Genomic DNA, 23,356 nt, shown 5'->3' with positions numbered 1-23,356 from the left:
GTCGATAATTAACGCCGTGCGAACCTGCACGGCGTTAATTATTATGCAGCTGACTGTAAACGGAAAGAAGCCATTGCATCCAGGAGTTCACGGGACTGCTCTTCCAGCGAGCGTGTTGCCGCAGAAGATTGCTGTACCAGTGCGGCGTTCTGCTGCGCCGTCTCGTCCATCTGACTGACCGCGATATTCACCTGTTCGATACCACGGCTCTGCTCCTGCGAGGCGCTGGCAATCTCGCGCATCAGCCTGGTCATTCGCATCACTTCCGCAGCGATTTCATCCATCGTTTCACCCGCCTGCATCGCCAGATCGCTGCCTTCAGAAACATGAGCCTGAGAGCTGCTGATAAGCTGACGGATCTCTTTGGCGGCATCGCCGCTGCGGCTCGCCAGGTTGCGCACTTCCCCTGCCACCACTGCAAAACCGCGCCCTTGTTCGCCGGCACGCGCCGCTTCGACCGCCGCGTTGAGCGCCAGGATATTGGTCTGGAAAGCGATGCTGTCGATCATGCTGAGAATGTCGGCAATACGGCTGGAGCTGTCGGAGATATCACGCATTTTTTCAATCACGTAGCAGACCATCTCACTGCCGCGGTCGGCGGTATCGGAGACGGTTTTCGCCAGCTGATGCGCCTGATCGGCGTTATCCGCATTCTGCTTCACGGTGGCGGTGATCTCTTCCATGCTCGCCGCGGTCTGTTCCAGCGATGTGGCGGTAGATTCCGTGCGCTGCGCCAGGTCGACGTTACCCAGTGATAGCTCACGGCTGCCGGTGTCAATCTGCGAACTGGCATCACGCACGCGGGTCACCGAGTTGATAAGCGAATAGCGCATATTCTCAATGGCAGTGTTAAGTCGGCTGAACTCTTTACTAGCAGTGTGAGCACTTACTTCGGTCAAATTGCCTGCGGCGACATGCTCAAGCTGACTGATAGAGGATTCCAGCGGCTTTAGCAGCATATGGCGTAGTGCAAGCCAGGCCAGCACAATGACCCCTGCCGCCGCTATTGCCACTACCACAATCAGCATCATGACCACGTTTTTGCTCGACTGCACGGCACTGACTTCCGCTTTGCCTCTGGCTTCACCCCATGCCTGAAATGTCTGCATGTCGTTATCAAATTGCCGTGAGACAGGGATGAGTTTGTTTTCCAGTAGCTCGTAATAGTCATCAGCGCTCTGGGACTTCAGGGCTGCCTGCATCGGTTTGATGCCCTGAGCAACGTAAGCCGCATAGCTTTTAGAAACCTGCGCCATGAGCGCAGCGCCCTTTTCATCCTCTATGCCACCCTTAAGCACGCTATCCAGCGCCTTCTGACCTTTGTCTATCTCGTCATTAATGGCGGCAACCGACTTCCCGGCATCCGCCAGCAGCCCGACCTCCATCATGCGCACCGCCTGGCCTGACTCATTACGCGCCCGCAAAATCCGCGTGTAGCCTTCGTTAAGGCGCGCCATTTTCTCCCCCTGCAACACGCTAACGCGCTCAAGGGAGGAGGAACTTTTACTGAGGGCATAAATTCCCATGCCGCTGACCAGCAGCAGGAGGAAAGTCATTACGGCGAGGAGAGATAACAGGCCGGTACGGAGCGAGAGCGTTCTGAGCATGATAGTTTTTCCGGTAACAGAGATTCTTTCAGGCGTAAATTAAGCCTCATTGGCAGGTTATCGTCCGCCACCGGAAAAACTTTAGTTCTTTATAGTAATTTCAATAGGTTACTACTTTGGCGCCATCGTACTAACGCGGGTTACGGGCGAGCTTTGACGGTTCTCCCAGAGTACTGTCAGACCACGTTGCAACGCGATAAAAATAAATAACAAAATGCCGATAGCGATTTTGGTCCACCAGGAGCTGAGCGTACCGTCAAAGTTGATATAGGTCTGAATCAACCCCTGGATAGCCACGCCAAACAGGGTGCCGAGTACCGTGCCCACTCCGCCGCTGAGCAGTGTACCGCCAATCACCACCGAGGCGATGGCATCAAGCTCGACCCCAACCCCCGCCAGCGCATACCCTGCCTGGGTGTAGACCGAAAAGACAATGCCTGCCAGCGTTGCAAGGCCGGTTGACAGCATGTAGATACGAATGGTTGTACTGCGGGTGGAGATCCCCATCAGGTTCGCGGAGGTCGCGCTGCCCCCAATCGCATACACCTCATTACCAAAGCGAGTGCGGTGCGCGAGGAAAATACCAATTACCACGACGCCCAGCATCAGCAGCCCCATCGCACTCAGGCGTCCGCCGCCGGGAATCAGCCAGGAGAGGCTGGACAGGCTATCGTAGACCGGGTGATTAATCGGAATGGACTCTTCCGAGAGCAGGTAGCTCACCCCGCGCAGGAAGAACATCCCGGCCAGGGTAATGATAAAGGCGGGGATTTTCAGCGCGTCAATCAAAAGCCCCATAAAGGCCCCGAATGCGCAGCCCATCGCCAGCACCAGCGGAAAGGCCAGCAGGGGCGAAATGCCCCAGAAGCCGATCGCTTTGGCTAAGAACACCCCGGTGAAGGCAATCACCGAGCCAACGGAGAGGTCAATTCCGCCGGAGAGAATAACAAAGGTCATGCCGACGGCGATAATTCCCAGAAAGGCGTTATCGGTCAGAATGTTACAGATTACCCGTGTCGACGCGAAACCGGGAAACTGCGTCAGACAGTAGAGATACCCCAGCACGAAGACGCCGAGGGTGATCATCAGCGGCAGGTTACGTTTTATCATGACCGCGAGCTCCTTTAATCAGTGCAATAAAGCGCGGCGACTGAACAATCAGCACGCACAGCACCACCACTGCTTTCACCACCTGGTTAAGCTCTGGCTGGAAGCCCGAGAGCAAAATCCCCGTATTCATGCCCTGAATAATCAGCGCACCTATGACCGATAGCACCAGATTAAAACGCCCGCCCATCAGGGAGGCGCCCCCGATGACGACCGCCAGAATCGCGTCCAGCTCCAGCCACAATCCCGCGTTGTTCGCATCCGCCCCACGAATATCCGCCGCGACAATCACCCCGGCGATGGCGGCGCAGACGCCGCTCAGTACGTAGGTCAGCATCACTACCACGCGGGTGTTTACGCCAGCGTTTTTGGCGGCCCGAATGTTGATCCCCACCGCTTCGATAAACATACCCAGTGCGGTTTTGCGGGTGAACAGCCAGAAGATAACCAGCGTCACCAGCGCAATAATTACCGGTGTCGGGAACAGCAGCAGCTTGCCGCTGCCGAACCAGGCAAGATCCGGGGCAGTAAAGGTGACAATCTGCCCTGAGGTGATAAGCTGCGCCACGCCGCGCCCGGCGACCATCAGAATCAGCGTGGCGACAAAGGGCTGAATTTTGAGTATCGCCACCAGCACGCCGTTCCACAGCCCGGCCAGCACACCAGTGCCGAGCGCCGCGAGCAGCACTATCGGCAGGCTATGCCCGGCGACGGTCATTGAGGCTGCCGTTGCGCCGGCAATGGCCATGGTTGCCCCGACCGACAAATCAATACCACCGGTCGCAATCACCAGCGTCATGCCAATAGCCAGTAAAGCGACGGGGGCCGCACGGTTGAGAATGTCTATCGGGCTACCGAAAAGGCGCCCATCCTGCAACATAATCTGAAAAAAGTGGGGAGCAACCAGGCTGTCGACCAGCAGCACCAGCAGGAGCGCCAGGATCTGCGGCGTGCCTGTCGGCCATGTGAAGCGCCGTTTCGACGGCCCGGTTTGCGGAAGTGACTGAGGCATCACAGATTACTCCTTATGCCGCGATGGCATTCATGATCGCCGGAACCGACAGCTCAGCAAGCGGAATTTCCGCTACCTGTTTGCGATCGCGCATGATAATTACCCGGTCGGCATAGCCCACCAGCTCCTCCAGCTCCGAGGAGATAACCAGCAGCGCCAGACCATCAGCGCAGAGGGTTTCAATCAGACGAATGATCTCCGCGTGGGCCCCCACATCGATGCCGCGGGTCGGTTCATCAAGGATGAGGAACTGCGGCTTCGTCAGCAGCCAGCGTGAAAGCAGCACTTTTTGCTGATTACCACCGGACAGAAATTCAATGGGCTGTTCGGCGCTCGGCGTGCGAATGCCCAACTGACGAATAAAACGCTCGGCGATGGCGTTCTGTTCGCGCCGGGGTATCGGACGCAGCCAGCCGCGCTGGGCCTGTAGCGCCAGCACGATATTTTCTCTCACCGAAGCGGCGGCAATAATGCCATCGGTTTTACGATCTTCAGGGCAAAAGCCGATGCCCAGACAGGAGGCCTGATGCGGCGAACGCAGGGCCTGCGGCTTACCTTTGATGAGGGCGCTACCGCTGTCGGCAGGCTTGATCCCAAAAATCACTTCGGCGGTTTCGGTACGCCCGGAACCAAGCAGTCCCGCCAGTCCGACAATTTCACCGGGGCGAACTTCAAGGTCGAATGGCGTAATGACGCCCTTCTTACCAAAATCTTTAAATGCCGCGACGGGTTTTTCGCTGAGCAGGGTGCGTCCTGCGCGTTGCAGAGCGTTACTGTCCAGCTCGCGCCCCAGCATCATTTTCACCAGTTCGATTTGCGGGAGTTCGCGGGTTTCGCGGCAGCCCACAAAGCTGCCATTACGCAGCACGGTGATGCGGTCGCTCACCTCATAAACCTGATCGAGAAAGTGAGTGACGAAAATCAGCGCGACACCCTGCGCACGAAGCTGGCGCATGAGCGTGAAGAGCATCTCCACCTCCTGGGTATCCAGGCTGGCGGTAGGCTCATCCAGAATCAGCACTTTCGCAGAGAGATCGATGGCGCGACAAATCGCCACAATCTGTTGCATGGCGACGGAAAAGCGGTTGAGCGGTTCACGCACGTCCAGCGAAAAGCCGTAAGAAGCCATAAGCTCGGTGGCCCGCTTCTCCATCTCTTTACGGCGCAGTAAACCAAAGCGGCGAGGCTCACGGCCAATAAACAGGTTATCCGCCACCGACATATTCGGCAGCAGGTTCACCTCCTGGTAGACCGTCCCGATGCCCAGTTGCTGGGCATGGGCGGTATTTTTGGGGTTGATCTGCTGGCCTTCCAGCCAGATAGTGCCGCTGTTTGCATGATAGACGCCGGTTAAGGCTTTAATCAGCGTTGATTTTCCCGCCCCGTTCTCACCGAGCAATGCCATAATTTCGCCTTTGCGCAGGCTGAAATTGACGTTATCCAGCGCTTTAACGCCCGGAAAATACTGGCAGAGCCCCTCAGTACGGAGGATTTCCTGGTGTTGTTCAGTCGTCATTGTATTCTCCCCCTCACCCTGACCCTCTCCCCAGAGGGGAGAGGGGATTAATAGTGCCAACCCTTAACTCTCTCGCCTCTTCGGGAGAGAGGGGATTAATCGTGCCAACCCTTAACTCCCTCTCCTCTTCGGGAGAGAGGAGATTAATCGTGCCAACCCTTAACTCCCTCTCCTCTTCGGGAGAGAGGGGATTAATCGTGCCAGCCCTTCGACTCCCTCTCCCCTCCGGGGAGAGGGCTGGGGTGAGGGGCAGAGCGACAAAGGCATCAGTAGCCCATATTTTTCTTCTTCTCTAACTCTTCTTTCGCCGTGTCCGGCAGGTAGAGCGTCGATTTGGTGATAGTAACTTTTTCAGGCAGGGTGCCGTCTTTCTTGAATTTCTCCAGCGCATCAAATGCCGGGCCAGCCATGTTCGGGGTCAGCTCAACGCTGGCGTTGGCTTCACCGTCGATCATCGCTTTGTAGATATCCGGTACGCCGTCAATAGAGCCTGTCAGGATGTCTTTGCCCGGCTTCAGACCCGCTTCTTTAATCGCCTGGATAGCACCGATCACCATGTCATCGTTATGGGCATAAACCATGCAGATGTTCTTGCCGTTGTTCTCGGCTTTGATAAAGCTTTCCATGACCTCTTTCCCTTTACTGCGGGTGAAGTCGCCAGACTGAGAGCGGATAATTTTGATATTGGAAGCTTTAGAGATGGCTTCGGCGAAACCTTTCTTACGATCGATGGCGACGCTTGCCCCTACGGTACCTTGCAGTTCCACAACATTACATTGCTTACCGTCGACCTGCTTAATAAGCCAGTCACCAATGAGACGGCCTTCCAGCACGTTGTCGGCGGTAACCGTGGTCATATAAAGATCTTTATCTTTCACATCAATGGTGCGGTCGAGCAGGAAGACCGGAATTTTGGCGTCTTTCGCTTCCTTCAGCACCGGTTCCCACCCCGTTGCCACAACAGGCGCGATAAAGATGGCGTCCACACCCTGCGCAATAAACGAGCGCACGGCTTTAATCTGGTTTTCCTGTTTTTGCTGTGCATCAGCGATTTTCAGGGTGATACCGCGTTTTTGAGCCTCGCTCTTCGCGACGTTGGTTTCGGCGGCACGCCAGCCGGATTCAGAACCAACCTGCGAAAATCCCACCGTTAAAGGGGCGGCCATCGCCATAGACGACATGGCTGCTGAAACTGCTGTGACAAGAAGTAAGCGCTTCCACATAAGAGTATCCTCGTAGGGTTATTGTTGGCTGCAACTTTGCCTGCGGGAAAACTATAGACAATAGGAGATGTAACAGAATGCGTTACATCACAAATTGGAAAAGTGAATAAATTGTTAGCTTCCAGTTGCGATCTGGCGCGCGAAAAGAGCATGAGGGATCGGGCCTGCATCATGCTTTGAAATTACAGTCTTTTTCAGGTGAAACTGCTCTCAGCACCCTCAGTGTAATCGCTTACATAATTTTATTGATGATGCGGCTGTCTTTATGGACAATCCGGTCATGTTTTTATGCAAAATAGTCTGCCGCTGATGGGGTGAAGAGTAAAACAGGCGGAGACATTCGCGGGGAGTTGGCTATAATACCCGGCACTTGTTTGCCACACATTTCAAAGGAAACAAACATGAGCTTACTCAACGTCCCGGCGGGTAAAGATCTGCCAGAAGATATCTATGTAGTGATTGAAATCCCGGCTAACGCTGACCCGATTAAATACGAAGTCGATAAAGACAGCGGCGCGCTGTTCGTTGACCGCTTCATGTCTACTGCGATGTTCTATCCGTGCAACTACGGCTACATCAACCACACCCTCTCTCTGGACGGTGACCCGGTTGACGTACTGGTCCCAACGCCATACCCGCTGGAGCCAGGCTCAGTGATCCGCTGCCGTCCGGTTGGCGTGCTGAAAATGACCGACGAGTCAGGTGAAGACGCCAAACTGGTTGCGGTTCCGCACACCAAACTGAGCAAAGAGTACGATCACATTAAAGATGTAAACGATCTGCCTGAGCTGCTGAAGGCCCAGATCACGCACTTCTTCGAGCACTATAAAGATCTCGAAAAAGGCAAATGGGTGAAAGTAGACGGTTGGGACAACGCTGAAGCCGCTAAAGCTGAAATCGTTGCTTCCTTCGAGCGCGCTGCGAAGAAGTAATCCCTTTGCTTGAAAAGCCCTGAACGTCGGTGACGGCGGCTCAGGGCTTTTTTGTACCTGTTACGAACATTGCAAACGTTACTGACAATAATTATCATTTGCGTTCCATAAATAACATTAAGATACGCCAATGACCTTATCTCGTTTACCTGCCCTGAAAGCGGCCTCTGCGATTACTCTCTCTCTGACTCTGCTTGTGACATCGTTTTCTGCCAGCGCAGCAACACGTCCGCAAAGCGACTTTCTGACCGCGTCCCCCGGTCCGGGAATTTATGAGCTGGCATATGACGCGAGCCAGAACACACTGTTCGCTGCCTCTGCCCCCTCTTTCGATAAAGACAAAACGCATGGTCTCGTTTACCGCCTCGATCCGCAGACCCTGAATACCACCGGCACGCTGAACACCAGCCGCCGCGCGTTCGCCACCGCGCTGGATGAAGCAAACCACAGGTTATACCTCGGTAACACGCTGGAAGGCTCCGTGACCCTGCTGGATACCCGTAGCGGTAAGGAACTGAAAACCCTGCAGCTGAGCGATACCTCAAACCCGGAAGCGATTATTCATACCCGCGAAATGGCGCTGGATAACGTCCACCACCGTTTATATGTTTCCGGCGTAGCAAAAGAGGGAGTGGTCTGGGTTATTGACACCCAAACAAATACGCTATTGACCACCATAAAAGCGATGGGTAAATGGCCAACAGGCCTTGCCGTGAATAGCGAAAAAGGTCTGGTATATGTCATTAACGGCAGTGGCGAGTTGGTTACTATCGATGGGAAAGATAATTCAATCGTCAGCCGCCATGTGATTGAAGGCAATAAAAAACACTTCTTCCTGAATATCGCACTCGACAGCAAAAACGATCGCGCTTTTATTACTGACCCGGATCTGCCCAATATTCTGGTCGTCGATACCCGTAACGGTAAAATTATCCACAGTATTAATAACGTTAACTCTCTGGCGGTGCTTTACAACGCCAAACGCGATGAAATTTATATTACCCATCGCAATGCAAAACTCATCAGCATTATTGACGGCACCTCCTATCGCCTTAAAACCTATATTGCTACCGAATTACTGCCCAACAGCCTGGCGCTGGCGGCTAACGGTAGCGAACTGTTTGTCAGCCTGAAGCAGGGCGAAAAAGAGATGAGCAAATCAGCAGACGCAGTGCTGAAAATCGATCTGGAAAAAATCTGACCGGGATGAGAGTGACGCCGCGCCCTGTTATCCGGTGCGGCGTCATCACGGGCGCTTTTCCTGTAACAGACGGCGGACGGGTCGGTTTTTTGACCCTGTTTCGCCCGTTTATTGCGCTGTCATAAAAGTGCCATAAAATTCTTTTTCCATGCTAATGAATGGCATAAGCCAGACTGAGGCTATCACCCTGTTTTTCCTGCCATAAAGTCCTCTCCCCGTTGGTCGATACCCCCTGTTTGTGATCAATGTCTCGTGAACTCAACGGAAGCGGTATGAAACTCAATCAATTCACCATCGGACAACGTCTTGGCCTGATGGCTACGCTATTACTCCTGGCAACGCTGTTTATCGGGTTACGTGGGCTTGCTATCAACAGCGCCGGTTTCGACCAGAACCAAAAAATGATGAACACCGAAAAAGTGCTGGCCGACAGTATCGACACCGCCCGTAACGCCCAGGTACAGTTCAAAATTCAGGTGCAGGAGTGGAAAAACACCTTACTGCGCGGCACACAAGGCCAGGAAACGTTTGATAAATATAAAAACGCGTTTATTGCGCAGAGTCAGACAACCCAGCAGTTACTGCAAAAACTCAGTGGTCTGCTGCCGCAGTTGGGCATGGATAATAAGCAGGTAGAGAAGACCCTTATTCTGCATGCCGAACTTGAGCAGCATTACCTGAGCGCCTTACAGCAGTTTGTACTGACCGACGCCACCAGCGCCTCACGGGTAGACAAACTGGTCACCGGTATCGATCGTGAGCCGACCAGGATGATCGACGAGGTGGTGGCACGCACGCTGGAACACGCCAACAACATTCACACCGAGACGGATGCCCGCAACCAGGCGCAGTTTGAGCAAACGCGCCTGATGCTACTCACTGCAATGGCCATTACGATGCTGGTCGGCGCGCTTATTACCTGGTGGCTGGTGCGCAGTATTACGCACCCGCTGGCTCAGGCGGTCGCGGTCGCCCGTACGGTGGCATCCGGTGATTTGAAAACCACCTTTACGGTTTCCGGTCGCGATGAAACCGCAGAACTGATGCAGGCGCTTAAAGAGATGAACGGCAACCTGACCCGCATTGTGCACGGCGTGCGTCATAGTACCGAATCCATCGCTTCCGCCTCGGCAGAGATTGCCACGGGCAGCCGTGAACTCTCCTCGCGTAATGAAGCGCAGGCCAGCGCGCTTGAACAAACCGCGGCCTCAATGGAAGAGCTGACGTCGGTTGTGAAAAGCAACGCGGAGAACTCCCGCTTCGCCAGCACCATTGCACGTGATGCCTTTACTATCGCCGGTCAGGGTGGCGAGGCCGTGGAACGTGTGGTGCAGACCATGAGCGACATTCACCAGCTCTCCAGTGAAATTAACAGCATCATTGGCGTGATTGACAGCATCGCCTTCCAGACCAATATTCTGGCGCTGAATGCCGCAGTGGAAGCCGCGCGCGCCGGGGCGGAAGGCCGGGGTTTCGCGGTGGTGGCGGCAGAAGTACGTGCGCTGGCACAACGATCTTCTTCAGCCGCGCGCGATATCCGTCACCTCATCGACAATTCCGTTGGCCGTATCGCCGAAGGGAACACGCAGGTGCAGAATGCGGGTTCCGCCATGAATGAAATACTGCGCAGCGTGCAACAGGTCAGTGAACTGGTGGAAACCATTTCAGCGGCCAGCAAAGAGCAAAGTACCGGTATCGATCAGGTGAACGTCGCGGTCACCCATATGGATACCGCTACCCAGCAGAACGCCACCCTTTCGCAGGCGTCCTCAGCCGCGGCTCATGAAATGCAGCGCCAGGCAGAGGAGCTGTTAGAGGCTGTCAGCCTCTTTAAACTGCATCAGAGCGCCGCTTAATCCCGAACGCCATCCGGCTTCATTGCCGGATGGCACAGTACCTCTCCCGACTGATTTTACCCACTTCACGTCCAGGCAACCGCGCACTGAAAATCATCTGCGCCTACAATGCATCTCTGTCATAAACCCGATCCCAAGGAAGAGTATTGCTATGCTACGGTTTCGCCTGCCCCTCATCCCCTTGTTGAGTACCTTTTGCCTGCCCGCGTGGGCTCACCCGGAAACACTGAATAAAGTTAAAGAAGTCGAACAGCAGCTTCATGCCCGCGTGGGCTATGCCGAAGTCTCTCTGGCTGATGGCAAGATTCTGGAGAGCTATCGTTCTCAGGAACGTTTTCCGATGATGAGCACCTTTAAAGCGCTGCTATGCGGTGCAGTATTATCTCGAGTTGACGCCGGTAAGGAGCAACTGACACGCCGCGTTCATTACCGTCAGCAGGATTTGATTGAGTACTCACCGGTGACGGAAAAGCACCTTACCGACGGTATGACGGTGGCTGAACTCTGCGATGCCGCCATCACCATGAGTGATAACACGTCGGCTAACCTGTTGCTGACGACAGTTGGCGGCCCACTGGAATTAACCGCGTTTTTACGCAAGATGGGCGATGAGGCCACGCGTCTTGACAGATGGGAGCCTGACTTAAATGCCGCCCTGCCAGGAGATGAGCGAGATACCACCACACCAGAAAGCATGGCACGGACGCTGCGTCAGCTTCTCATCGGCAAGGTACTGACGCCAACGTCACGCCAGCAGCTACTGGACTGGATGGAGGCAGATAACGTCGGCGGGCCTTTGCTGCGTTCTGTTACGCCTGCAGGGTGGTTTATTGCTGATAAAACAGGAGCGGGCGAGCGGGGTTCCCGCGGCATCGTTGCGGCGCTGGGGCCAGATGGCAAGCCGGCACGCATTGTGGTGATTTACCTGACCGGAACACAGGCCACGATGGATGAACGAAACAAGAAAATTGCGGAAATCGGCGCGTCGCTGATTGAACACTGGTAGCGGGGTAAAAAACAACGCCACCCGAAGGTGGCGTTGTTTCGTTTTAAGCCTGGTCTCTGTCCAACCAGTTGCCTGTCACGATGTGCTGTCGCCCATCAACAGGACGCTGATACACATACATCCAGGCGCTGCCATAGGGCGTCTGGATGAGCTGGCGTTTGTATTCGCCACCTGCGGTACGCAATGCGTCCAGCTCGCTCAGGGTCGCCGCGTCAATGCGGTACACTTCACCCTGCACACATCCATCACCCGGCACAGCACCAGGGTAGTGCCCCAGACTGTAGAGTTGATAATGTTCAACGTTGTGATCGCCAAGCCACTGGGCATTTGTCATCCAATGACTATTGCCCTGCTTGCGTCGTAAACTGCCGTAGACAAATATTCGCATTGCTAGAACTCAAACTGATAGAGCAAATCAAGTGCCTGATCTATGCCAGACACCGCTTCCAGGTACAACTTAGGCATCAGGCGATAACGTAACGTAAGAGTCGCCAGTGAGTCAAAAATTCCCACGCCATATTTTACCTGCAGACCCGGCAATACATAACCACTGACCACCACCTGAGAGGAGTCACCCACCCCTTCGGTATCGAGCGCCAGATTACTGACGCCAAAGGTCTCGCCGATTTTACCCACAACCTGGCCACTTTGTGCAACCCCCAGACCGACCAGAGCAGAAGTCATCGCTTCACTATCGCTTTGACCACTCTCCAGACCCTGCCCGCGTAGCAGGTAGGATAACGCTTCCTGCTGCGACATTGCCGGGTCAGAGAAGATTTCTGCTTTCGGTTCATCAGCCATACCGGTGACGCGTACCCCGGCCGTCACGTCGTTTTCAGTCGCCTCCGGGTTACGGATCGCCTCAATGTTAAGTAATGGCTGGTCAGGTGGACCGGAGAACAATAACTCACCTTTACGCACAAGCAAATCCTGACCGTACGCATGATAACGCCCTTCCGGAATATTGATCTGTCCGTTAAGACCAAGCCCTTGTTTATCCTGAACAACTTTTAAATCACCCGTTAAGCGTGCTTTCAGGCCAAAAGCGCTCATACGCACGTTATTGCCCACATGCACCGTCAGATTGCTGTTAATCGGAATGGCGGCGGTTTTGGCTTCTTCCGGTTTCAGGTCTGAATTGAGCATCACTTCGTCGCTGGAGGTGCCAACCGCACTCTCGGGAACTTCATGCACGACGATGCGCGCCCAGGGCACATCCACATTGCCATCCAGGGTGAACAGACTCGGCGTCGCTTCAAACACCAGGTCCGGCGACACGTCGAGGCGCACCATGGGCGGCACGGTGATCCGGACGTTACTGCCTTTCGCCGCAACACGGGCGCGCCAGTTATCTATCTGACTCCAGTCCGCATCACCGCTCAGGCTAATCTGCCCGCGCTGCGTGCGCACCACCCCCTGTAGCGTGGATGTGGTGCCATTAAAGTTCATCGCCAGCTGGCTTGGCTGCATGTCGAACGGCATAAAGTTGCCTTCCACATCCACACCGTTAAGTTGCATCTGCCCGAACAATTGCGGGCTTTGCAGGTTGCCGCCAAGCCGCAGACTGGCATTCAGCGTGCCTGCCGCTTTCTCGCCACGGGTAAAGATAGCGTTCGCCATCGCCAGTGAGAAATTACGGATGTTCACATTACCACCGAGGTTGCGCCGCCCCTGTGGGTCGGTCACCTGGATCTGACCGTCAAACTGCCCGTTGTTGGTCAGGCGCATCATCCAGCCCACATCCGCGCGGTTATTACGCAACTGCGCATTGAGGTTGAGCGTCTCGAAGGCCACCGGCAGTGGCGAGCCATTAATAAGCTGCGTCACACGAACATTTCGTCCGTTCAGCGTCACTTCACCCTGCGGCAACCCCGCTTTGGTGGTGTCCCAGCTCACGTCGGCTTTTCCGCTGAAGGTGCCGCTGGCCTGCGTCGCCTCCGGCATAAAGGGTTTAAGCATGGCCAGATCGAAGCGGTTGAGATTGACCACGGCCCGCCCTTCTGCGCCAGCATCAATGGTTTGTGGTACGCACAGCTCCGCATTTGGGTTGCTCCAGCAGTGCGGCCCGATGCTGATTTTCTGCTCCTGATTGCGGTAATCCAGCGCAACGGAACGATTGAGCACCAGCGGTCCAACGGGGGTGGTGAAGCGGGTATCGCTGAGCGTGCCTTTCCAGCGCTGCTCGTTGCGATCAAAGCTCCCCGCCAGCTTCAGTTGCCCGGCAACCGGCTTGCCCTGTACGCGCAGTTCAAGCTCGTGCTGTTTTTCACTGCCTTTTGCAGCCAGCGTTACCAGGCTGAGATTGACGTTGGGCTGAGAAATCCGCTCCACACGCACGTTCATCGTCCCGGCTATCTGGTCGCTGGATTTGATATCCCCTTTCACCAGCACTCTGGCGATGCGTAGTTCCTGCCAGCGCAAATTATTGGCGGTAATGTCAGCCAGCACCTGCGGTGCTTCTACCGTGCCGCGAATATTAACCAGCCCTTTCGCGGTGCCACCGAGGCCCGGCAGGGCGTTATCCAGCCCCGGCGCATCAATGGTGGCATCCAGATTAAGATCTTTTACCCCCAGCTCGCCTTTCACGTCTGCTTTATTACGCCCCAGCTCCAGATGCAGGCCGGGAATAACCCACTGCATATAGCTGTTGCCTTTAAGATGACCGTCGACGCTCACTTTATTCTGTTTTACGTTCCCGGCGAGCTTCAGCTCAGGAATATCGACCTGCCAGGTACCGCCGTACAGACTGCCACGCATTTTCGCCAGCCCGCTTAGCTTCGCCGGCCACTCCGGGAAGGTTTTGGCGGTGTTAATGCCGTCCAGCGTTAACTCACCCCGCCAGCTGATGGCCTGCTGCCAGTCAAGTAGCGCCTTGAGCTCGGTTTTTCCCTCCAGCGCCGCCACGCTCAGCTTGTCGATATTGATCTGCTGCTCGTTCCCTTTACCGTCCAGGGTAATGGTGGCAGGGGGTAAATCCGCGCCTTTCACCGCCGTACGGAACGACAGCCTGTAGTCGGTCATTTTCCCGCTCAGCTTGAGCTTGAGGTCATCGGCCTGATACTGCTTTTCACCGGTAAACGGCCAGTAAAGCTGTTCGCTGGTGATATCGAGATTGAGCGGCAGCCCGGCTTCAGCCAGCTGCGTCTGCCCACGCAGAACAATATCGACCGGGCCGGACAGGTTAACGCCAAACTCCAGCTGCTTGCGTACTTCGCCGCCGACTTTCAGCTTCACCTTCTCACCTTTAATCGGGTCGACATTGAGGGTGGAATTGAGCGTGATATCTACCGGCCAGTTATCACGTAGCGTCGCGGTGCCGGTCGCATTCACGGTGCCCTGGTTTGAATCAACATCCAGCGCATCCAGTTTCATATTACCGTCGATGCTACTGACTTTAAGCAGCATAGTGCTGACGATAATGTCCGTGTCGCCGGTCAGGCGCAGTTGTTCCCCACGGAACTCTTCGATATTCAGGTTGAGCGGCAGGTGAACGTCCGTCATCTCCGGCAGGACCGGTTTCGAAAACAGTTGTTTTAGCGACTCACCGAGCGGTAACTCGTCAGGTCTGGGCTGTTGAATCTTTGGATCAACCACCTCCTCCTGCGCCACCTCCGCCACCTTAGGTAGTGCTATCAATAACCCACGCAGCGACGTGGGTTTCAGGGTCAGGTTTTTATCCTGCCAGTTCAGGGCGGAGGAGAAATCCATCACCGACACGGTGGTGTCATCAATTTTGATGTTGACGTTGTTGAGCGCCACATGACTAAGGGTAATAGGGTACGGGGTGGAAAGATTGAGCGGCCCGCTCTCCTCTTCTTCGACTTTAGCGGCGGGCGGCATCTTTTTGGTATCAACGACGACATTGATGTCTTTGAGCGAAATATCGTTCACACACAGGCTGGTGTCACGCAGGCAACCGAGCTTTACACCGAGATGAAGCTCTCCGGCATTCACTGCCACGCCGGGACTGTCGTAACGCACGTTTTTCAGCGTCAGATCACGCCAGCCACCGGTCACCTGATCGATATGCAGCCCCGGCACCCAGCGATTCGCCGCATTAAATAACAGATGCAGGCCGCTGGTGGTCCCCACCAGAAAGGCTATCGTCCCCAGAACCAGCAGAATAAACACCAGTACGCCGAGGCTTATCTTCTTCCATAAACTCATAATTCAGGCCCCAGACCGATGTAAAACTGTAAACCGTGCTCATCTTTGTCGCCCACCGGAACGGCGAGATCGAGCTTGATCGGGCCGACCGGCGACTGCCAGCGCACGCCGACACCGGTACCGGTTTTAAAATCGCTGCGACGAATGTCACTGACCGCCTCGCCGCTGTCGACGAAGACCGCTCCCCACCATTTTCCGGTGACGTTGTACTGGTACTCCAGCGAGCCGGTCGCCATTTTGGAGGCACCGATCAGTTTGCCATCGTCATTTTCCGGGGCGATCGATTTGTACTTATAGCCACGAATACTGCGATCGCCACCGGCGAAGAAGCGCAGATCCGGTGGAACGCGATCAAAGTCATCAGTTTCGATCCAGCCCACGTTGCCACGGGCGACGAAACGGTGACGATCGTAGAGGGTGCGGATCCAGACGTTCTGCGCCTGCATCACCACAAACTCAACGTCCGAGCCCCAGGCGGTGCTCGAATAATCTACCGAGTAACGCTGCGAGTCGCCCCAGGTCGGCATCAACCCACCGCGTGAACGGGTACGGCTTATCATCACCCCAGGGTAGAGCAGCATGGTGGTGTTGGTGACATTGGCCTGAGTAAAGTGGTCAAGGCTCCAGCGCAGGTTAATGGCGCGCTGCCAGCCACTGGAGAGATCCCAGTAGCGGGAGACCGCAAGGGTCGTGGAGTCGGCTTCCGTATCGTTAAGATCGGTGCGCTTAAAGCCGCCCTGCACAAGGTAATACTGCTCAAGCGGATTTTTCAAAAGCGGCATTTTATAGCTGAAATCAAGCTGCTGTTCGGGTGCCGAGACGCTGGCGGTGGTCGAGAAACTGTGTCCGTAAGAGTTTACCCAGGGCTTACGCCAGGTCGCTTTAACACGTGGCCCCACGTCGGTGGAGTAGCCCACGCCGGTCTCAATAGTATTTTCTATGCGCGGTGAGACCACACCCTTTAGCGGCAGCACTTTTGTTTTACGCGATTTGTCGAATTCGGGAGCCACGATGACGGAATTAAACCAGCCGGTAGCCGACAGCCGGCGGTTCAGCTCTGCCAAATCTTTCGTCTGGTAATAATCGCCTTTTTCAAAAGGCACGAGGTTTTGCAGATACTCTTCGCGGATTTGCGACCCTTCAAAGGTGACGTCGCCAAAGCGGTAACGCTCACCGCTGTCGTAGTCGATATCCCAGAAAGCCTGGCGTCTGTCCAGGGCGATCCCCAGCTGGCTATGATTATACTGGCTGTCAAAGTAGCCTTTGCGCAGGGCCACGCGGGTCAGAGATTTCTTGAAGCCGTCGTAGTCGCCATGATTGAGAATGGTGCCCGTTTTTGGGCGCTTGCTTAATAACGCCAGGTAATCTTCGTCGGTGCGTGCACCGCCGCGCAGAATCACGTCCGTGCCACCAATGCGCACCGGTTCACCCGCCGTCACGTGGGCAATCAGCACCTGGCGCCCTTTGGCCGGAGGGGGGCGTAGCTCAAATTGAATCGTCGGCTCGTAGTAACCGAGTGCTTTTAGTCCTTCACGAATGGCATCATCAACGCGTGCCTGGAACCGTTTATCCGGCGTGACTTCATCGCTCTGGATGGTCGATAACTGGGCGCGGACGTTTTTTTGTAATGTCCCGGTTAACCCTTCGAGCTGTAATCGCACGTTTGCCGCGACAGCGCTCTCGCATGCCAGTAATAAGCCGACAAAACATAAATAACGGATTTTTGGCACGTTTTCTCCTGAATATCCCTTGTTCCCGCCCCTGGAAGGAAACGTCAACGCCGCTCCGCGGCCTGTAAAAAATCCAAAATGTGGATTGAAAAACGGAAGACACCCCAAATATTTCTTATGTTTAAATCTAGTCTTATTTACCACGTTTATTGTGTTAAAAGAGACGCTTCGTTACAACCTTAACCGCAACTTGCGATCCTGGGAGGGCTCACCATGAGTCTGTTTGATAAAAAAAATCTTGTTACTCAATCGGATGCGCTACCCGGACGTAACACCCCGATGCCTGTCGCAGGCTTACATGCCGTGAACGAACACTCGATGACCAACGTGCCAGATGGCATGGAAACCGCCTTTTTTGCGATGGGCTGCTTCTGGGGCGTTGAGCGCCTGTTCTGGCAATTACCTGGGGTGTACAGCACTGCCGCAGGCTACATGGGCGGCTACACGCCAAATCCTACCTATCGGGAAGTCTGCACCGGGCAGACCGGCCACACCGAGGCCGTTCGCGTGGTCTATGATCCTGCCGTGATCAGCTATGATCAGCTCCTGCAGACATTCTGGGAAAATCACGATCCGGCGCAGGGTATGCGTCAGGGTAACGATCAGGGCACCCAGTACCGCTCGGCCATTTTTCCGCTGACCCCGGAACAAGATGCAGCGGCACGTGCGAGCCTTGAGCGTTTCCAGCAGGCAATGCATGCGGCCAATGACGAACGCACCATCACTACAGAAATCACCACCGCGCCGCCGTTCTATTATGCGGAAGATGATCATCAGCAGTATCTGCACAAAAATCCGTATGGCTACTGCGGTATTGGCGGCATTGGCGTCTGCCTGCCGCCGCAGCTGGCATAACCCCTGATTTTCCATCAGCGATAACCGGCTTGCCTGTTGGGCCGGTTCCTCTTTTCCATACCCCCGTGTCTTCGATATACCCTTTGGTTATGCAGAGACGGTGACGTTTCCATCCATTTCTGGCGCAAATGAGGCCAGATTGACGAAAGAACCGCCTGCCGGGTTACGTAACAAACTGCTTACACTGCTGGCGAGCGGTTATCCGCTTACGCTATACTAGCCAACGAAATTGCCGGCCCACCGCTTCGGACCGGCTTTTAATGTGCTATGCCACATGGATTATTCAATTTCCCCTTCCGAGGATCCGGTCACCGACTGGATAAATTATGTTAAACAGCATCTTAGTCATACTCTGTCTGATCGTTGTAAGTGCATTCTTCTCGTTGTCTGAGATATCACTTGCCGCATCCAGAAAAATCAAACTGAAACTGCTTGCCGATGATGGCAACATCAATGCGCAGCGCATTTTAAAAATGCAGGAAAACCCCGGCACCTTCTTTACCGTGGTGCAGATTGGCCTCAACGCCGTCGCCATTCTCGGCGGTATCGTCGGAGACGCCGCCTTCTCCCCCGCCTTTTACAGCATGCTCATCAGCGTGGTCTCACCTGAACTGGCAGAGCGCCTGAGCTTTATTATCTCATTCACGTTAGTAACGGGTTTGTTCATCCTGTTCGCCGACCTGACCCCGAAACGCATCGGTATGATCGCGCCTGAAGTTGTGGCTTTGCGCATTATCAACCCGATGCGCTTCTGCCTGTTTATCTTCCGCCCGCTGGTGTGGTTCTTTAACGGCATGGCCAACAACATCTTCCGCCTGTTTAAACTACCGATGGAGCGCAAAGACGATATTACCTCTGATGACGTTTATGCCGTTTTCGAAGCCGGTGCCCTGGCCGGGGTGCTGCGTAAGCAGGAGCATGAGCTGATTGAGAACGTCTTTGAACTGGAGTCACGTACTGTTCCCTCCTCCATGACGTCGCGTGAGAACATCATCTGGTTCGATCTCCATGAAGATGAGCAGAGTCTGAAGAATAAAGTAGCCCGGCACCCGCACTCGAAGTTCCTGGTCTGCAATGGCGACATTGACCATATCGTTGGCTACGTCGACTCCAAAGATCTGCTGAACCGTGTGCTGGGCAACCAGAGTCTGGCACTGAACAGCGGCGTGCAGATCCGCAATACCCTGATTGTGCCCGATACGCTGACCCTCTCCGAAGCGCTGGAAAGCTTCAAAACCGCCGGGGAAGACTTTGCGGTAATCATGAATGAATACGCGCTGGTGGTGGGCATTATCACCCTGAACGACGTGATGACCACGCTGATGGGCGATCTGGTGGGCCAGGGGCTGGAAGAGCAAATCGTGGCGCGTGATGAAAACTCATGGCTGGTGGACGGCGGTACGCCCATTGACGACGTGATGCGCGTGCTGGACATCGACGAGTTCCCGCAGTCCGGTAATTACGAAACCATCGGCGGCTTTATGATGTTTATGCTGCGCAAGATCCCGAAACGCACCGACGCGGTGAAATTCTCTGGCTACAAGTTCGAGGTGGTGGATATTGATAACTACCGCATCGACCAGTTGCTGGTGACGCGTATCGACAGCAAAGCCACTGTGTTAACGCCAAAGCTGCCGGATGCGGAAGAAAAAATAGCGAACGACGCCTAATTTTCTCCCTACCTTAAAAACATCAACGGCTCCATTTTGGAGCCGTGCCAGTCAGTTTAGCGCGGACTGGTTTCACCTACTCTACCTGCCTGTTTCTCCCTATTGTTCTGTTCAACTCCCCTAAACGTTTTCCTAATCTGCCCGGTTGCGGATCGGGTTCTCTGTTTCCTTCCCGTTGCACAGCATAAGTATATCCCTGTTTTTACCGGCGGGCATGAGGCCTGCCGTCATAGTGATGATTGGGGCACCCACCGGGGTGGCCTGCTCGGTCTGCCCCGGGGGTATCACCTCCGGCTCCCCGGTCAACCCGCTTCCCGGTGCCAAAGTGTTGCCCGGCGAAACCGATATCGCCCTTCCCGGCCCGCTGCCTTTTCTGCTCACCCGCACCTACAGCAGTTACCGTACCCCCACTCCCGCCCCGGTCGGTCTCTTCGGCCCCGGCTGGAAAGCCCCGTCTGATATCGTCCTGCAGATACAGGACGGGGCGCTTATCCTCAATGACAACGGCGGGCGCAGCATTCACTTTGAGYATCTGCTGCCCGGCGAGACCGCCTTCAGCCGCTCTGAACTGTTCTGGCTTGCCCGGGGTGGCGTGGACCGGTTGCACGCAAGTAACCCCCTGCATACTGTGTGGCAGACCCTGCCGGAAGACCTCCGCCTCAGTCAGCATACGTACCTGGCCATCAGCAGCCTGCAGGGYCCCTGGTGGATTCTGGGGTGGGCTGAGCGCGTACCGGGCATCGATGAAGCGCTGCCACCYCCGCTGCCACCGTACCGGGTGCTGACCGGGCTGGCTGACCGTTTCGGGCATACACTGACGTATCACCGCGAGGCCGCAGGTGAGTTTACCGGGCATATCACGGCGGTAACGGACGGCGCAGGGCGTCGCTTTCGCCTGATGCTGAGTACACGACCAGAGCGTGMCCGGCAGCAGGGATTACCGGCCTGTCCTGATGCGCCGGTCGCCACCCGCTATGGTCAGGACAGCGGTATCCGGCTGGACGCCGTCTGGCTGACGCATGACCCCGAATACCCCGACACCCTGCCAGCGGCACCGCTGGCGCGCTATGTGTATTCCCCGGCCGGAGAGCTGGCAGCCGTGTATGACCGGGGCGATGTGCAGGTGCGTCGCTTTGCATACGACCCGGCACACCCCGGCAGGATGGTGGCGCACGGCTATGCCGGTCGCCCTGAGACCACCTATTGCTACGATGCGTCAGGACGGGTAACGGAGCAGCATAATCCGGCAGGCTTAAGCTACCGCTATGATTATGCCCGCGACCAGGTTGCCATCACCGACAGCCTGAACCGCCGGGAGGTCCTGCACACCGAAGGCGAAGGTGGCCTGAAGCGGGTGGTGAAAAAAGAGCACGCCGACGGCAGCGTGACGCTCAGCGCATACAATCCGATGGGCTGGCTTATCGAACAGACCGATACGGCAGGCCGCAAAACGCAGTACCGGCATAATATTGCCTCCGGCAACATCACCGGCATTGTCACCCCCGATGGCAGGCTGACCGAATTTTATCACACCCCTCAGCGACAGCTCTGCGCCGTGAAGTACCCGGATGGTCTGGTCCTGCGTCTCACATACGATGCGCAGGGCCGCCTGACGGCAGAGACCTCCCGCGAGGGCAATACCACCCGCTACGGGTACGAGGACCCGCGCAGTGAATACCCGTCCCGTATTCAGGACGCTACCGGCAGCCAGAAACAGATAACCCGCAACCGCTACGGTCAGGTACTGACTTTCACCGACTGCTCGGGATACCAGACCCACTATGAATACAATCGCTTCGGGCAGGTGACAGCCATCCATCACGAGGAAGGGCTGAGCCAGGTGTTCGCGTACAACGAACGGGGCCAGATGGTCAGCCAGACGGATGCTGACGGCCATGAAACCCGCTATGCGTACAACGATGCCGGTGACCTGACCACGGTGATACTGCCGGACGGCAGGCGCAGTGAAACCGGGTATGACGCCACGGGCCGGGCCGTGTCCACCACGCAGGATGGCCTGACCCGGCAACTCGATTACGATGCCGCGGGGCGTGTCACCCGGCTCACGAATGAAAACGGCCGCCACTGTACACTGCATTACGACGTACTGGACCGGCTGACGCAGCAGACCGGTTTCGACGGCAGGACACAGTATTACCGGTACGACCTGACCGGCAGGCTGAGCCGCAGCGAAGAGGAAGACCTCATCACCCTCTGGCACTACGATGCATCCGACCGGCTGACGCACCGCAGCATGAACGGCGAGCCTGCAGAGCACTGGCACTATGACGACCGCGGCTGGCTGACTGAAATCAGCCACCTCAGCGAAGGGCACCGGGTCGCCGTGCACTATCAGTACGATGACCGTGGCCGCCTGGTCAGTGAGCGCCAGACGGTACAGGCCCCGGACACGGCGGCACTGCTCTGGCAGCACGAAACCACACACGCCCGGAATGAACAGGGACAGGTGAACCGCTTCCGGCCGGACAGCCTTCCCCCGGTGGAGTGGCTGACATACGGCTCCGGATACCTGGCAGGCATGAAGCTCGGCGACACCCCGCTCATGGAGTTCACCCGCGACCGTCTGCACCGGGAAACCCTGCGCCACTTCGGCACACCTTTATATACGTTGTCCACCGCCTGGACCCCCGGCGGGCAGCTGCAGAGCCACCACCTCAACAGCCCGCAGCAGGACCGCGACTATGGCTACGATGCAGTCGGGCAACTGGTACGCATCAGCGGCCCGCTTCAGGTCAGGGAGTATACGTACGGCTCCGGCGGCAGACTGACCGCTGTGCGTACCACCAGTGAGAACCTTGATGGGCAGCACACTTACCTCACCGACCCTGCAGGCAACCGGCTGCCTGAGCCCGGGCTGCATCCAGAGCGCGCCCTGACAGCATGGCCGGATAACCGTATCCATGAAGACGCACATTATCTGTACCATCACGACCGCCACGGCAGGCTGACAGAGAAAACGGCGCGCACGCCGGTGGATGACGGGGACAGCCATCACTACCGTTACGATAACCAGCACCGGCTGATTCATTTCATCCACACGCGGCATAACGGCCTCAGGGCTGAAGGCCGCTACCTCTACGACCCGCTGGGCCGCCGGCTGGCGAAGCAGTTCCGGCATCAGGAGCATGTGGAACCGTCACTGACCTGGTACGGCTGGGACGGCGACCGGCTGGTGACCACGCAGACGGCGCAGTCCCGCATCCAGACGATTTATGAACCCGGCAGCTTTACGCCGCTCATCCGGGTGGAAACCGCCACGGCGGAACTGGATGCCCTGCGCCATCACCGGACGCTGGCGCAGAAACTGCAACAGGATGGCAGTGAGGCCGGTTATGCCGTGGTGTTCCCGCCAGAGCTGGTGGCAATGCTGGACCGGCTTGAGGGTGAGCTGCGGGCCGGGGCCGTCAGCACGGAGAGCCATCAGTGGCTGGCCGGATGCGGCCTGACGCCGGA

15 protein-coding genes are annotated in these 23,356 nt (G+C 56.1%); 7 read left to right on the top strand and 8 right to left on the bottom strand.

What is annotated here, in order from left to right:
* Positions 1 to 41 precede the first annotated feature (41 nt).
* From KXR87_RS10990 to ytfQ, 5 genes are all read right to left on the bottom strand, one after another.
* A complete protein-coding gene (locus KXR87_RS10990) occupies positions 42 to 1,607 on the bottom strand; it encodes a methyl-accepting chemotaxis protein (protein ID WP_437432304.1) in 1,566 nt (521 codons plus the stop codon).
* Positions 1,608 to 1,718: 111 nt separating this feature from the next.
* On the bottom strand, positions 1,719 to 2,717 hold the full coding sequence (gene yjfF, locus KXR87_RS10985) for a galactofuranose ABC transporter, permease protein YjfF (protein WP_437432303.1): 999 nt from the start codon (positions 2,715 to 2,717) through the stop codon (positions 1,719 to 1,721).
* Complete coding sequence (gene ytfT, locus KXR87_RS10980; protein ID WP_437432302.1) at positions 2,704 to 3,729, bottom strand: galactofuranose ABC transporter, ATP-binding protein YtfT; 1,026 nt, start codon at positions 3,727 to 3,729, stop codon at positions 2,704 to 2,706. Before ytfT ends, yjfF begins: the two co-directional genes overlap by 14 nt.
* Before the next feature lie 10 nt (positions 3,730 to 3,739).
* Positions 3,740 to 5,242: a galactofuranose ABC transporter, ATP-binding protein YtfR gene (gene ytfR / locus KXR87_RS10975; protein ID WP_437432301.1), complete on the bottom strand. Its 1,503-nt coding sequence runs from the start codon at positions 5,240 to 5,242 to the stop codon at positions 3,740 to 3,742.
* A gap of 266 nt (positions 5,243 to 5,508) precedes the next feature.
* On the bottom strand, positions 5,509 to 6,465 hold the full coding sequence (gene ytfQ, locus KXR87_RS10970) for a galactofuranose ABC transporter, galactofuranose-binding protein YtfQ (RefSeq protein WP_437432300.1): 957 nt from the start codon (positions 6,463 to 6,465) through the stop codon (positions 5,509 to 5,511).
* Between the two features lie 401 nt (positions 6,466 to 6,866).
* Between ytfQ and ppa the strand changes: the two genes are divergently transcribed.
* From ppa to bla, 4 genes are all read left to right on the top strand, one after another.
* Positions 6,867 to 7,397: an inorganic diphosphatase gene (gene ppa, locus KXR87_RS10965; protein ID WP_263098289.1), complete on the top strand. Its 531-nt coding sequence runs from the start codon at positions 6,867 to 6,869 to the stop codon at positions 7,395 to 7,397.
* Between the two features lie 130 nt (positions 7,398 to 7,527).
* Positions 7,528 to 8,598 (top strand): YncE family protein, encoded by a 1,071-nt coding sequence (locus tag KXR87_RS10960; RefSeq protein ID WP_437432299.1) that lies wholly within the window; start codon positions 7,528 to 7,530, stop codon positions 8,596 to 8,598.
* A gap of 272 nt (positions 8,599 to 8,870) precedes the next feature.
* Positions 8,871 to 10,454 carry a methyl-accepting chemotaxis protein gene (locus KXR87_RS10955; RefSeq protein ID WP_437432298.1) on the top strand — a complete coding sequence of 528 codons (1,584 nt, stop codon included), beginning with the start codon at positions 8,871 to 8,873 and terminating at the stop codon, positions 10,452 to 10,454.
* 151 nt (positions 10,455 to 10,605) lie between these two features.
* Positions 10,606 to 11,460, top strand: a complete 855-nt coding sequence (bla, locus tag KXR87_RS10950; RefSeq protein WP_437432297.1) for a class A beta-lactamase — start codon at positions 10,606 to 10,608, stop codon at positions 11,458 to 11,460.
* A 43-nt stretch (positions 11,461 to 11,503) separates the two neighbouring features.
* Here the strand turns inward: bla and KXR87_RS10945 are convergent, their stop codons facing one another.
* The 3 genes from KXR87_RS10945 to tamA are packed head-to-tail and all read right to left on the bottom strand — an operon-like array spanning position 11,504 to position 17,357.
* A complete protein-coding gene (locus KXR87_RS10945; protein ID WP_437432296.1) occupies positions 11,504 to 11,848 on the bottom strand; it encodes a gamma-glutamylcyclotransferase family protein in 345 nt (114 codons plus the stop codon).
* 2 nt (positions 11,849 to 11,850) lie between these two features.
* Positions 11,851 to 15,627: an autotransporter assembly complex protein TamB gene (tamB, locus tag KXR87_RS10940; RefSeq protein WP_437432295.1), complete on the bottom strand. Its 3,777-nt coding sequence runs from the start codon at positions 15,625 to 15,627 to the stop codon at positions 11,851 to 11,853.
* Positions 15,624 to 17,357: an autotransporter assembly complex protein TamA gene (gene tamA, locus KXR87_RS10935; protein ID WP_437432294.1), complete on the bottom strand. Its 1,734-nt coding sequence runs from the start codon at positions 17,355 to 17,357 to the stop codon at positions 15,624 to 15,626. The genes tamB and tamA overlap by 4 nt, the downstream gene beginning before the upstream one ends.
* A gap of 213 nt (positions 17,358 to 17,570) precedes the next feature.
* Here tamA and msrA point away from each other — a divergent pair, with 213 nt between their 5' ends.
* The 3 genes from msrA to KXR87_RS10920 all read left to right on the top strand — a co-directional run.
* Positions 17,571 to 18,212 carry a peptide-methionine (S)-S-oxide reductase MsrA gene (gene msrA / locus KXR87_RS10930; protein WP_437432293.1) on the top strand — a complete coding sequence of 214 codons (642 nt, stop codon included), beginning with the start codon at positions 17,571 to 17,573 and terminating at the stop codon, positions 18,210 to 18,212.
* 326 nt (positions 18,213 to 18,538) lie between these two features.
* The gene (locus KXR87_RS10925) at positions 18,539 to 19,882 is read left to right on the top strand and encodes a hemolysin family protein (RefSeq protein ID WP_437432292.1); all 1,344 of its coding nucleotides are present in this window, start codon (positions 18,539 to 18,541) and stop codon (positions 19,880 to 19,882) included.
* A gap of 214 nt (positions 19,883 to 20,096) precedes the next feature.
* Positions 20,097 to 23,356, top strand: a 3,260-nt coding sequence (locus tag KXR87_RS10920) for a DUF6531 domain-containing protein (protein ID WP_437432291.1), incomplete at its 3' end; no start/stop codon positions are given.

The organism is Yokenella regensburgei (assembly GCF_051486985.1).
GTDB lineage: Bacteria > Pseudomonadota > Gammaproteobacteria > Enterobacterales > Enterobacteriaceae > CBFFRJ01.
Note: the sequence above shows the minus strand (reverse complement) of the source record. Positions and strands in the feature narration are given on the sequence as shown.

What these genes read in the sequence shown, in the direction of transcription:
- KXR87_RS10990 (WP_437432304.1), bottom strand. Translation starts at nt 1,607, where the DNA reads ATGCTCAGAACGCTCTCGCTCCGTACCGGCCTGTTATCTCTCCTCGCC.
- yjfF (WP_437432303.1), bottom strand. Translation starts at nt 2,717, where the DNA reads ATGATAAAACGTAACCTGCCGCTGATGATCACCCTCGGCGTCTTCGTG.
- ytfR (WP_437432301.1), bottom strand. Translation starts at nt 5,242, where the DNA reads ATGACGACTGAACAACACCAGGAAATCCTCCGTACTGAGGGGCTCTGC.
- ytfQ (WP_437432300.1), bottom strand. Translation starts at nt 6,465, where the DNA reads ATGTGGAAGCGCTTACTTCTTGTCACAGCAGTTTCAGCAGCCATGTCG.
- ppa (WP_263098289.1), top strand. Translation starts at nt 6,867, where the DNA reads ATGAGCTTACTCAACGTCCCGGCGGGTAAAGATCTGCCAGAAGATATC.
- KXR87_RS10960 (WP_437432299.1), top strand. Translation starts at nt 7,528, where the DNA reads ATGACCTTATCTCGTTTACCTGCCCTGAAAGCGGCCTCTGCGATTACT.
- KXR87_RS10955 (WP_437432298.1), top strand. Translation starts at nt 8,871, where the DNA reads ATGAAACTCAATCAATTCACCATCGGACAACGTCTTGGCCTGATGGCT.
- bla (WP_437432297.1), top strand. Translation starts at nt 10,606, where the DNA reads ATGCTACGGTTTCGCCTGCCCCTCATCCCCTTGTTGAGTACCTTTTGC.
- KXR87_RS10945 (WP_437432296.1), bottom strand. Translation starts at nt 11,848, where the DNA reads ATGCGAATATTTGTCTACGGCAGTTTACGACGCAAGCAGGGCAATAGT.
- tamB (WP_437432295.1), bottom strand. Translation starts at nt 15,627, where the DNA reads ATGAGTTTATGGAAGAAGATAAGCCTCGGCGTACTGGTGTTTATTCTG.
- msrA (WP_437432293.1), top strand. Translation starts at nt 17,571, where the DNA reads ATGAGTCTGTTTGATAAAAAAAATCTTGTTACTCAATCGGATGCGCTA.
- KXR87_RS10925 (WP_437432292.1), top strand. Translation starts at nt 18,539, where the DNA reads ATGTTAAACAGCATCTTAGTCATACTCTGTCTGATCGTTGTAAGTGCA.